This window comes from Pseudomonas cichorii (assembly GCF_019719005.1).
GTDB classification, from domain to species: Bacteria; Pseudomonadota; Gammaproteobacteria; order Pseudomonadales; family Pseudomonadaceae; genus Aquipseudomonas; species Aquipseudomonas cichorii_E.
On the sequence record NZ_JAIGPJ010000016.1, the window covers coordinates 1 to 11,405 of the forward strand.

The 11,405-nt window shown below is 58.2% G+C and carries 10 protein-coding genes; 3 read left to right on the forward strand and 7 right to left on the reverse strand.

Translation table 11 applies throughout. The features are described from left to right. Positions 1-320: 320 nt before the first annotated feature. On the forward strand, positions 321-1,451 hold the full coding sequence (locus K5D32_RS13645) for an AGE family epimerase/isomerase (RefSeq protein ID WP_221593955.1): 1,131 nt from the start codon (positions 321-323) through the stop codon (positions 1,449-1,451). A gap of 131 nt (positions 1,452-1,582) precedes the next feature. Here the strand turns inward: K5D32_RS13645 and K5D32_RS13650 are convergent, their stop codons facing one another. From K5D32_RS13650 to K5D32_RS13675, 6 genes are all read right to left on the reverse strand, one after another. Continuing rightward, positions 1,583-2,347 carry an SDR family oxidoreductase gene (locus tag K5D32_RS13650; protein WP_221593956.1) on the reverse strand — a complete coding sequence of 255 codons (765 nt, stop codon included), beginning with the start codon at positions 2,345-2,347 and terminating at the stop codon, positions 1,583-1,585. 742 nt (positions 2,348-3,089) lie between these two features. Next, positions 3,090-3,806 carry an ABC transporter ATP-binding protein gene (locus K5D32_RS13655; RefSeq protein WP_221600615.1) on the reverse strand — a complete coding sequence of 239 codons (717 nt, stop codon included), beginning with the start codon at positions 3,804-3,806 and terminating at the stop codon, positions 3,090-3,092. Next, entirely contained in the window at positions 3,803-4,678 is an 876-nt protein-coding gene (locus K5D32_RS13660; protein WP_221593958.1) for an ABC transporter ATP-binding protein, read from the reverse strand. Before K5D32_RS13660 ends, K5D32_RS13655 begins: the two co-directional genes overlap by 4 nt. Further along, positions 4,675-5,976: a high-affinity branched-chain amino acid ABC transporter permease LivM gene (livM, locus tag K5D32_RS13665; RefSeq protein ID WP_221577925.1), complete on the reverse strand. Its 1,302-nt coding sequence runs from the start codon at positions 5,974-5,976 to the stop codon at positions 4,675-4,677. Before livM ends, K5D32_RS13660 begins: the two co-directional genes overlap by 4 nt. A 2-nt stretch (positions 5,977-5,978) precedes the next feature. Next, a complete protein-coding gene (locus tag K5D32_RS13670) occupies positions 5,979-6,893 on the reverse strand; it encodes an ABC transporter permease subunit (RefSeq protein ID WP_221577926.1) in 915 nt (304 codons plus the stop codon). Between the two features lie 164 nt (positions 6,894-7,057). Next, positions 7,058-8,194, reverse strand: coding sequence for a branched-chain amino acid ABC transporter substrate-binding protein (locus K5D32_RS13675; protein WP_221600617.1), 1,137 nt, complete (start codon positions 8,192-8,194; stop codon positions 7,058-7,060). Between the two features lie 563 nt (positions 8,195-8,757). On the opposite strand from K5D32_RS13675, the gene pncB reads away from it, so the two are divergent. Both pncB and nadE read left to right on the forward strand, forming a co-directional pair. Beyond that, the gene (pncB, locus tag K5D32_RS13680) at positions 8,758-9,981 is read left to right on the forward strand and encodes a nicotinate phosphoribosyltransferase (RefSeq protein WP_221600620.1); all 1,224 of its coding nucleotides are present in this window, start codon (positions 8,758-8,760) and stop codon (positions 9,979-9,981) included. Positions 9,982-10,008: 27 nt separating this feature from the next. Then, positions 10,009-10,836, forward strand: coding sequence for an ammonia-dependent NAD(+) synthetase (gene nadE, locus K5D32_RS13685; RefSeq protein WP_221577928.1), 828 nt, complete (start codon positions 10,009-10,011; stop codon positions 10,834-10,836). 106 nt (positions 10,837-10,942) lie between these two features. Here nadE and azu read toward each other — a convergent pair whose 3' ends face one another. After that, positions 10,943-11,389, reverse strand: a complete 447-nt coding sequence (gene azu / locus K5D32_RS13690; RefSeq protein ID WP_221577929.1) for an azurin — start codon at positions 11,387-11,389, stop codon at positions 10,943-10,945. Positions 11,390-11,405 lie beyond the last annotated feature (16 nt).

The window sequence follows — 11,405 nt, forward strand, 5'->3', positions numbered from 1 at the left end:
ACGGCGTGAGTCAGAGAGAACTGATCACAGGTTATCCACAGAAAAGTGCGCAACTTCTTGCGCATAATGGCCATATGAAATTACTCAAATAAAAAACACCTCCGGGTTGCGGGTTTTAAGGCCGGATTGAAGGCTGACTTAATCTATCAACCTGCTTTTATTAAGGGATTGGCAGCCTTACGATTCTCTCCAGCACAATTTCTGTCTATGGCAGCTTGTCCCGGAGAATTTCCGAGCGACAAAAGTCCCCCCGACTCACACACGTCCGAGCGCCTCCTGCTAACATGTCGCGCATCTCGACACTGCCGTGACGCCAGCCGATGCCCCATGCTTCCAGTTCTGCCTCAAGGTCTGAGTTGACCTCCAGCTTCACCCGCCTTCAGGAACACTTCTTCAAAGTCGTCGTGCCGCTCTGGCAAGGTCCTGGCTGGAATGCGCAACTGGCGTTGCCTTATGAAGCGCTGGATGCGCAGCACCATCCTCTGCCGCCACAACGCTACAGGGCCATGGCCTGCGCCCGGCAGTTGTTCCTGTTTTCCAGCCTGATCGGTCACCCGGACTTTCCGGATGCCGCGACTCGCGCTGGAGCGCTGTTTCGCTCCATGCAGCAACACTTTCATGATGCGGAACATGGCGGCTGGTTTTACAGCATCGATCCACAAGGCCAGCCGCTGGATCGCCGCAAGGATCTCTACACCCATGCCTTCATCATCTTTGCCTTCGCCCATTACTGGGCCAGGGTCAAAGCGCCGCTGGCCGAGTCGGCACTCAATGCGGCGCTGAACGTTGTCGCTGAGCGCTTCGACGATGGTGCCGGTCTTTACGAAGCGAGCCTGGATGAAGACTGGTCCACGCTGGGCTGCGGGCCTTTGCAGAACCCGTTGATGCATCTGGCTGAGGCGTTTCTGGCAACGCTGTCGGTACGCCCGGACCCCGATACCCAATCGGCCCTGAATGGGCTGGTCACTCACATGCAGCGCCGTTTCATCGATCCGGCGACGGGGGTGATGCTGGAGAAACCGCTGGGGGCTGTGGATAACTGGTACGAACCGGGACACCAGTTCGAGTGGTTCTTCTTGCTGCATACCTCTGCGGAGCTGCACAGCACTGAACTGTATGCCTCGTTGAACCGGGCATTCATGCTTGCAGAGGCTCAGGGTGTCGATCAGCAAACCGGTGCGGTGACCGCGATGCTGACCTGTGAGGGTGTGGTACGTGATGGCACCCAGCGAATCTGGGCACAGGCCGAATACCTGCGGGCTTTGGCGCTACGGCCAGATAGCGATAACCGCCTGGCCGGTCAGATGGTCGCGCTGCAGCAACGATTCCTGCACGCCGGTGGCTGGCATGAATGCCTGGACACCGAGGGCAAGGTCAGCCGCAGCGATATGCCCTCAACGACCCCGTATCACCTGGCTACCTGCTACATCGGCCTGGCCGAACATCTGTAGGAGCCTCCGCTTATTCGCGAGAGTCCCATACATCCGAAGAGAATGTATCGCCTTCAATGACGTCTCGCGGATAAATCCGCTCCTACGCAGCGACCGGGGTAGGAGCGAATTCATTCGCGAAGAGGTTTCGCTCAACCGCGATTGCGGTCGATCGCAAAGCCGGCCCAGGTCTGGCTGACGGGCATCAGCTCAAGGCTGTTGATGTTGACGTGCGCCGGGGTGTTCATGATCCAGAAGATCGTCTCGGCGATGTCCTGTGGCTGGATAGGCTCGGCACCGGCATAGGTCGCATCGTACTTGGCCTGATCACCACCGAAACGCACCAGCGAGAACTCGCTTTCGCACAGACCCGGCTCCAGATTGGTCACACGCACGCCAGTGCCGATCAAGTCGTTGCGCAGGTTCAGCGAGAACTGGCCCACAAATGCCTTGGTGCCGCCATAGACGTTGCCGCCCGGATACGGGTAGTTGCCCGCAACAGAACCCAGGTTGACGATACTGGCACCACGGCCGTGGCCGATCAGGCGCGGCAGCAGCAGGCGGGTCGTGTAGACCAGACCTTTGACGTTGGTGTCGATCATGGTGTCCCAGTCATCCAGATCGCACTTGGGTGCAGGGTCGATCCCCAGCGCCAGGCCTGCGTTGTTGATAAGTCCACGAATGGTCGAGAACTCTTCCGGCAGATCAGCGATGGCGCTTTCCATGGCGGCGCGATCACGCACATCCAGCACCAGTGTATGAACCTTGGTTTGCGCTGACAGCTCGGCGCTCAAGGCGTCCAGGCGCTCCTGGCGGCGACCGGTCAGCACCAGCGACCAGCCAGCCTCGGCAAAGCGACGAGCGCAAGCTTCGCCAAACCCGGAAGTAGCGCCCGTGATGAATACGGTGGAAGTCATTTCGTTCTCCTGACATGGCGCCCTGAAAGCGCAGCCTGTTAATAAGTATTGAGCAAGACCGGCAGGATGCCCGCCCCAGACCTGCTGGATCAAGCCTGTGGGTAAATCAGCGCCGAAAAAACCAAAACTGTACAAAAAACGAACAACACCAGCAAAGCCACGCATCACAAGGCCTGCAAGGGGTTTTGCCCACCTTATCCACAGTCAGGCCCACAATCTCTGGGGGCAAGTGTAAATCCCTTAATGGCTTGCATTTCAAGGGCTGCAGCGCATCGAGAGAAGTTTTCCCCTTGACTTTGTAACCAACCTCCAAGCCCTGTAACAGCAGGTAAAACCCTGTGTTTCCCTCCAGACCAATAACAATGCCGCTTACCCGACTATTTCCAACGCTTGCCCACAGACTTATCCACAGGCTTGCACACCACACGGACTGTATGAACAACCAGGTATCAAGGCGTTGACAAAAGCCTGTAGAGAACGTCCAAAAATGACTGATCAAAAAACAACCACTGCGCTATAGCCCTTATATCTAAAGGCCTCCAGCCAAATACTCCCAAGTTATTAACAGTCAGTTCCACAGTAAACCTGAACAAGTCAAAACCGTGACAAAACAACCGTTTGCAGCGGCTTTATGTCGCGCTCGAGTGGCCTGTCAAAATTGTTTTCCACAATTTGAAAAAACAGCGCCCCGAGTGAAAGACACCCGGGGCGCATGGATAAACGCTGCTGCTTTTTGACGGAATCAGTGCCCGCCCAGATAAGCGCTCCTGACCTCTTCATTGACCAGCAACTCCTGCCCGGTGCCTGACAGGCGGATCTCACCGTTGACCATCACATACGCACGGTCGGACAGCTTGAGTGCGTGGTTGGCATTCTGCTCGACCAGGAAGATCGTCATGCCGGTGGCCGCCAGTTCGCGCAGGGTCGAGAAGATCTGCTTGACGATGATCGGCGCCAGGCCGAGGCTCGGCTCGTCGAGCAGCAACAGTTTCGGGCGGCTCATCAGGGCTCGGGCGATGGCCAGCATCTGCTGCTCGCCACCGGACATGGTCATGGCGCGCTGGTTACGGCGCTCCTTGAGGCGCGGGAACAGGTCGAACATGCGCTGCATGTCTTCGGCAGAATGCTTGTCGCCGATGGGGATGGTGCCCATCAGCAGGTTTTCCTCGACCGACATGTCAGGGAATACCCTGCGCCCTTCCGGCGACTGCGCAATGCCGTTGGAAGCGATGTAGTGCGACGACTTCTGCGTGATGTCGGTGCCCTGATAGAGGATCTGCCCGCTGGCAGCACGCGGCTGGCCGAAGATCGACATCAGCAGCGTGGACTTACCCGCGCCGTTGGAGCCGATCAGGCTCACGGTTTCGCCTTCATTGATGTGCAGCGAGACTTTCTTGAGGGCCTGGATCGGCCCGTAATACACATCGATCTCTTTCATTTCGAGGATCGGCTTGCTCATACCAATTCCTCTTCATCAGCGCCCAGATACGCGGCGATCACTTTCGGATCGTTACGGATCTGCTCCGGCCCGCCAGCGGCAATCACGTTGCCGTGGTCCAGCACCACAATATCGTCGGAAATGTTCATGACCATGCCCATGTCGTGCTCGATCAGCACGATGGTCATGTCATGTTCGTCCCTCAGCAGGCGGATCATGCCGCTCAGGGCTTCGGTTTCCTGAGGGTTGAGGCCGGCGGCAGGCTCGTCGAGGCAGATCACCTGGGGCCGCGTACACATGGCCCGGGCAATTTCCAGGCGGCGCTGCTGACCGTAGGACAACTCACCCGCAAGGCGGTTGGCGCAGTCCACCAGATCCACCACTTCCAGCCAGTAGAACGCCGTGTTGAGCGCGTCTTCCTCGGCCTTGCGGTAGCCTTTGGTATTGAGAATGCCGCTGAGCAGGCTGCGATTGACCCACATGTGCTGGGCCACCAGCAGGTTTTCCACCACCGACATTTCCTTGAACAGCCGAATGTTCTGGAACGTGCGCGCCAGCCCGGCCCGGTTGACCAGATGGGTACCGCCGAACATCTTGTAGTACACGCGGCTTAAGAAGCTCTTGGGCGAGACGAAGTCTGTCGCGGCAAACGATTCGCCCAGCAGCTTGATCACATTGGTGGTCTTGCCACGGGTATGCAGCTCGATACGTCCGCCCGTGGCCTTGTAGAAACCGGTCAGGCAATTGAAGACCGTGGTCTTGCCAGCACCGTTCGGGCCGATCAGGGCGAAGATCGAGTTGCGACGAACTTGCAGGCTGACATCGCTCAACGCCTTGATGCCGCCAAAATGCATCATCAGATGCTCGACCGAGAGAATGACTTCATTGCTCATGACGCCACTCCTTCTTTAACCAGTGCGCCTTTGCGCGGCATCACACCGGTACGGCTGATACGAATCAGGCCACGTGGCCGCCAGATCATCATCAACACCATCAGGATTCCGAAAAGCAGTACCCGATACTCTGAGAAACTGCGCAGCAGCTCGGGCGCAACCGTCAGCACGAAGGCCGCGATCACCACACCCACCGTCGAGCCCATCCCGCCCAATACCACGATGGCCAGGATCAGCGCCGACTCGAAGAAGGTGAAGGAAGTCGGGTTGACGAAGCCCTGATAACTGGCGAAAAACACACCGGCCAGACCCGCCGTCGAAGCACCGATGGTGAACGCTGAAAGCTTGACGAGCACATGGTTGAGGCCCATGGAGCGGCAGGCAATCTCGTCTTCGCGAAGCGCTTCCCAGGCGCGACCGATAGGCATGCGGGTCAGGCGATGCTTGATGAACAGCACGGCCAGCACCACGATGAACAGCACGGTGTAGATGAACAGGAATTTCAGGTCCGGGTTGTAATCGAAGCCGAAATATTCGTGAATCGGAATACCGCCCTCTTTGGCACGACGTCCGAACTCCAGGCCAAAAAAAGTGGGCGCTGGCACGGGAACACCATTCGGGCCGCCGGTGAAGGACAGCCAGTTATTGAGCACCAGACGGATGATCTCACCGAAACCCAGGGTCACGATTGCCAGATAGTCGCCATGCATGCGCAACACCGGAAACCCCAGAATGCACCCGGCCAACGCCGCAGCAATCGCCGCCAGAGGCAGCGCCGACCAGAAACCCAGGCCCAGATACTGATAACCCAGAGCCAGACCATAGGCACCGATGGCATAGAACGCCACGTAACCCAGGTCCAACAGACCGGCCAGACCGACCACGATGTTCAGCCCCAGCCCGAGCAGGACGTAAATCAGCCCGAGGATGACCACGGTCAGCAGGTACTTGTTGGCAAAGATCGGAAACACGATGGCGATCACGATCAGCAGCGGGATGATCCAGTAGAGGTTCGACTTGTGATCGGGCTTGAGCACATGCACGCCCGAGCCGGAACTCTCGAAACGCTGGCTGATGCGAATGCCGTCGGGCGTTTGCAGGAACAGGCTCATGAGGAAACGACCCGCCATGACCACCGCCACCAGCACGGTGACCCGGGCCGGTTGCAGGTTGAAGCTGTAGCCGTCAAGCACGATGCCGACAATCGGGCCGAAGACAATCAGCGCCAGCAAACCGGCAACAACGGCGTCGATCAGGCTTTTCTTGATATCGATAGGTTTAGCGATAGGAGCAGACATACTTATACCTTCGCCACGAGTGGGCGACCCAGCAGGCCTTGGGGACGGAAAATCAGGATCACTACCAGCAGGCCGAAACTGAACACGTCTTTGTAATCGGAGTTGATCAGACCGGAGAACTGCGACTCGGCAACCCCCAGGATCAAGCCACCCAGCATCGCGCCCGGCAGCGAGCCGATCCCGCCAAGAACCGCAGCAGTGAATGCCTTGATGCCGATGACGAACCCGGCATAGAAATCGAAGGTGCCGTAGTTCATGGTGATCAGCACACCCGCCAGCGCAGCCATTGCAGCACCGATGATGAACACGTAGGAAATGACCCGATCCGTGTTGATGCCCAGGATCGACGCCATCTTGCGATCCTGTTGCGTGGCGCGGCACATACGGCCCAGCTTGGTGTACTTGATGATGTAGGTCAGCAGCGCCATGCCGGCGAAAGCGGCGATGAGGATGAAGATCTTGGTGTAGGTGATCTGCACGAAGCCGGTTCCGACCTCGAAGCGCCACGCGCCTTCAAGAAGCGTGGGCACACCCTGCTGCCGGGCGCCCTGACTGATCTGCGCGTAGTTCTGCAGGATCAGGGAAATACCGATGGCGCTGATCAACGGTGCCAGACGGGTCGAGTTGCGCAGCGGCTTGTAGGCCACCCGTTCGATGACAAAACCATAGACGCCTGTCACCACGACGGTGAAGACCAGTGTGCCCAGAATCAGGAATGGAAAGGACTCCAGACCGAAGAAAGAAAGGACCGCCAGGCCGATTGCGGCCAGGTAGGCGGAGATCATGTAAACATCGCCGTGGGCGAAGTTGATCATGCCGATAATGCCGTAGACCATCGTGTAGCCGATGGCAATGAGGCCGTAGACAGACCCGAGGGTCAGCCCGTTGACCATTTGCTGCAGGAAAATACCGTCCATCACGCACGCTCACACACTTGGAGGCCGCTCAAGGCACTGCTCGCCCTGCCCTGTGGGCAAAACGAGCAGGTCCTGCGGCAACAGAAGAGTCCAGGCCCGCCGAGGTGCGAGCCCGTTAGCATGCCTGTCCTGCCCGAAAAGGCAGGTCAGGCGCTGTATCTATCTCACTTCTGTTGTTCAAGCTGCTTGTATTTACCCGTCGCGTCCCACTGATACACCACATAGTCGGAGACCTTCAGGTCGCCCTTGGCATCCCAGGTTTTCTCGCCCATGACCGTCGTGACCGGGTTGGCCTTGAGCCATTTGGCCGCCGCATCGCCCTTGTTGGACTTGGCACCGTTGAAGCCGGCCGCCAGTGCCTGCACGGAAGCGTAGGCATACAGGGTGTAGCCTTCAGGCTCGTAACCGGACTTGCGGAACTCATCCACCACGGCCTTGCTTTCCGGCAGCAGGCGAGGGTCGGCACCGAAGGTCATGTACACGCCATCCACGTACTGAGGACCGCCTGCGGTCGTCACCAGTTCGTCGGTCACGACGCCATCATCGGACATGAACTTGACGTCCTTGAGGCCCTGCTCGCGCAGTTGACGAACCAGCGGGCCAGCCTCCGGGTGCAGACCACCGAAGTAGACGACATCGGCACCCACCGAGCGGATCTTGGTAACCACGGCACTGAAGTCTTTCTCGCCACGGGTCAGGCCTTCGTACAGAACCTCTTTCACGCCACGCTTGGCCAACTGGGCACGGGTCGCATCGGCGAGCCCCTGACCGTAAGTGTCCTTGTCGTGGATAACCGCGATTTTCTTGCCTTTGAGCACGTCGACGATGTAGTCGCCAGCGACTACGCCTTGCTGATCGTCACGACCGCACATGCGGAACATTTCTCCCAGACCGCGCTCGGTAACAGTCGGGTTGGTGGAACCTGGAGTGATGGCAATCACGCCCGCCTCGCTGTAAACCTCAGAAGCCGGGATGGTGGAAGAAGAACAGAAGTGCCCCACTACACCGACCACCTTGTCCTGATCGACCAGACGGTTGGCAACAGCCACGGCCTGCTTCGGCTCGCAGGCATCATCGCCGCGCACCAGGACAATCTTCTCCCCGTTGACGCCGCCTGCTGCGTTGATTGCATCCGCAGCCGCCTGAGCTCCTTTCATATATTGCTCGCCAAACGATGAGTTGGCGCCGGTCATCGGGCCTGCAACGCCAATCTTCACGTCAGCTTGAGCAAACGAAGACACGCCCAATGCAGTTGCCACTGCAATTGCCAGAAAGCCTTTCCTGTAAAACGTATGCGACATGAGTGGTGCTCCTGAGGTTTTTTTAATTAGCACTGCAACTACAAGAGTTGCTTAGAGCAAGGGGCGTGCCATCACTTTTCATTCGGCGAGCGGGAATCGTCGCGCAGCCCTCGCGCCAGTGATCGGCCCTTGAAAAAGGGCCGTGCAACCGTCTGGAATGCGCAAGGTGCAACCACCTTCAAAAATAGCGCAACCCTTGCACGAATAAACGGCAAACCACACACCGCCTGACGTGCAACCCGGCTGTAACCGGTCACGTCACCGAAGTGCACACCCCCAGTGCGAATGCGCTACGAGACGCACCATTTGAGGTTAGTGGACGCACAGGAAAACGCTGGCGATGATGCACAAACCCGGACTGCAAGCCCCGCCATGAGGCATGCCGACCTGTTACCCGCAGATGTCCGGCGTCCATCACTGTCCCGGTTTTTCTGCACGCAATGCGGGAACAATTGGATCATCCGGCAAGTTAAGGGTGACAATGGGAACCCAGCAGGCCGCGAGCACTCTGAACACGACATTCGCGAGCCCAACGTTATCGGCTGCTCTGGAGATCCAAATCAATGAGCGGGAGCGCCTTCTCGAATCGCATCGTGCAAAATCTGCTCGATACCGATTTCTACAAGCTCACCATGATGCAGGCGGTACTGCATAACTATCCCAATACCGATGTGGAGTGGGAGTTTCGCTGCCGAAACGGCGAAGACCTGCGGCCCTACCTGACCGAAATCAGGCATCAGATCGAATTGCTGTGCGAGCTGTCGCTGAGCAACGAGCACCTGGCATTCCTGGAGCGCATCACCTTTCTGAAACCGGACTTCCTCAGGTTCCTGGGGCTGTTCCGCTTCAATACCCGTTATGTAAAGACCAGCATCGAAAACGATGAGCTGTGCATTCGCCTGCACGGTCCGTGGCTGCATGTGATTCTGTTCGAAGTGCCGTTGCTGGCCATCGTCAGCGAAGTCCGCAATCGTCATCGTTACCCGGACATCATGCTCAGTCAGGCGCGGCAACGTCTCTACGACAAGTTCGAGTGGCTGACCAGCAACGCCAGCACGGATGAACTGGCCGAACTGAAAGTCGCCGACTTCGGCACCCGCCGTCGCTTCTCCTACGGCGTGCAGGAAGCAATCGTTCAAGTGCTCAAACGTGACTTCCCCGGCCAGTTCGTCGGCACCAGTAATGTGCACCTGGCCCGCGAGCTTGATCTCAAGCCGCTGGGCACCATGGCTCATGAATGGATCATGGCGCACCAGCAACTCGGCCCGCGCCTGATCGACAGCCAGATCGCCGCGCTGGACTGCTGGGTTCGCGAGTACCGCGGGCTGCTGGGTATCGCCCTGACCGACTGCATCACCACCGATGCCTTCCTGAGCGACTTCGATCTGTATTTCGCCAAGCTGTTCGACGGTCTGCGCCATGACTCGGGCGATCCGGTGAAGTGGGCTGAAAAATGCATTGCTCACTATCAGAGGCTGGGTATCGACCCGACGAGCAAGACTCTGGTGTTCTCCGACGGCCTGAGCCTGCCCAAGGCGCTGGAAATCTTTCGAGCCTTGCGCGGCCGCATCAATGTCAGCTTTGGCATCGGCACCAACCTCACGGCAGATATTCCAGGCATAGCGCCGATGAACATGGTGCTGAAAATGACCGCATGCGCCGGGCAACCCGTGGCAAAGATTTCCGATGAGCCAGGCAAGGCGCAATGCAAGGACCCGAACTTCGTCTCGTACCTGCGACACGTGTTCAAGGTGCCCGCTTTGACTGCCCCTGAAAAACCCGTTTGAATTGTCCCTACTTACGAGGAGTGACTCATGCACGCCGTACAACAGCAGATCGCTGAACAGCTCAATGTCCAGCCACCTTTCGCCGACCACAACGCTTTGCAGACCGAAGTGGCCCGCCGCGTGGACTTCATCAAGGAGTGCCTGCTCAATGCACGGCTCAAGACGCTGGTACTGGGGATCAGCGGCGGCGTCGACTCACTGACCGCCGGCCTGCTGTGCCAGCGCGCCGTCAAGGAACTGCGCAGCAGCACCGGCGACGACAGCTACCGCTTCGTTGCCGTGCGCCTGCCATATGTGGTGCAACATGACGAACACGAAGCCCAGGCTTCTGTGGATTTCATCGATCCGGACGAGCGTCATACCGTCAATATCGGCGAGAGCGTCAAGGCACTGGCCGCCGAAGTCAGGGCCTTCGATGGCAAACCGGCAGGCACGGTGGACTTCGTGCTCGGCAACACCAAGGCACGCATCCGCATGGTGGCGCAGTACACCATCGCCGGGGCTTATCAGGGGTTGGTGGTAGGTACCGATCATGCGGCCGAAGCAGTCATGGGCTTCTTTACCAAGTTCGGTGACGGCGCCTGCGACCTGGCACCGCTCAGCGGCCTGGTGAAAAACCAGGTACGCGCCATCGCCCGCCATTTCGGCGCACCGGAATCACTGGTGGAGAAAGTGCCAACGGCGGATCTGGAAGACCTGGTGCCAGGCAAGCCGGACGAGGCTTCTCATGGCGTGACCTATGCGGAAATCGATGCCTTCCTGCATGGCCAGCCGGTACGCGAAGAAGCGTTCAGGATCATTTGCGATACCTACTCCAAGACCCAGCACAAGCGTGAACTGCCTTACGCGCCCTGAGCAGGACCGGATTTATCCGGGAAGGCGGTGGAACTGGCGATATGGGTCACCTGCACTTCGCGAATGAATTCGCTCCTACGGGGAATTCATTCGCGAAAGCATCAACTTACTTCAGCGTCACCGTGCCTTTCATCATGCTGATGTGGCCCGGGAAGGTGCAGAAGAACTGGTATTGCCCGGCCGGGTCGAGCTTCGACACATCGAAGGTCACAGAATCAGTCTCACCTGCACCGATCAACTTGGTGTGAGCGATAATGCGAGGATCGCCTTCCTTCAGGTATCCCTTGTCGATACCCACGCTCAGACCATCCGTGGCGATAGCCTGCGAATCAGCCGTCTTGCTCAACACCCAGTTATGACCCATCACGTTCTTCGGCAGACTGCCGGAGTGAGTGAGGTTGACGGTGAAGGTCTTGCAGCTCTTGTCGATCTCGATGGCTTTGGTGCTGAACGACATCTGGTCGGTCGAGTCGACGGTGGTGGAGCATTCGGCAGCCAACAACTGACCACTGGCCAACGTCAACAGAGAAATAGCTACAAGCTTGCGAATCATATGAATCTCCAAGGCA

Bases quoted from the DNA above. Each gene is read 5' to 3' on its own strand.
- azu (WP_221577929.1), bottom strand. From the start codon at position 11,389: ATGATTCGCAAGCTTGTAGCTATTTCTCTGTTGACGTTGGCCAGTGGT.
- K5D32_RS13655 (WP_221600615.1), bottom strand. From the start codon at position 3,806: ATGAGCAAGCCGATCCTCGAAATGAAAGAGATCGATGTGTATTACGGG.
- K5D32_RS13650 (WP_221593956.1), bottom strand. From the start codon at position 2,347: ATGACTTCCACCGTATTCATCACGGGCGCTACTTCCGGGTTTGGCGAA.
- pncB (WP_221600620.1), top strand. From the start codon at position 8,758: ATGAGCGGGAGCGCCTTCTCGAATCGCATCGTGCAAAATCTGCTCGAT.
- K5D32_RS13645 (WP_221593955.1), top strand. From the start codon at position 321: ATGCCCCATGCTTCCAGTTCTGCCTCAAGGTCTGAGTTGACCTCCAGC.
- nadE (WP_221577928.1), top strand. From the start codon at position 10,009: ATGCACGCCGTACAACAGCAGATCGCTGAACAGCTCAATGTCCAGCCA.
- K5D32_RS13675 (WP_221600617.1), bottom strand. From the start codon at position 8,194: ATGTCGCATACGTTTTACAGGAAAGGCTTTCTGGCAATTGCAGTGGCA.
- livM (WP_221577925.1), bottom strand. From the start codon at position 5,976: ATGTCTGCTCCTATCGCTAAACCTATCGATATCAAGAAAAGCCTGATC.
- K5D32_RS13670 (WP_221577926.1), bottom strand. From the start codon at position 6,893: ATGGACGGTATTTTCCTGCAGCAAATGGTCAACGGGCTGACCCTCGGG.
- K5D32_RS13660 (WP_221593958.1), bottom strand. From the start codon at position 4,678: ATGAGCAATGAAGTCATTCTCTCGGTCGAGCATCTGATGATGCATTTT.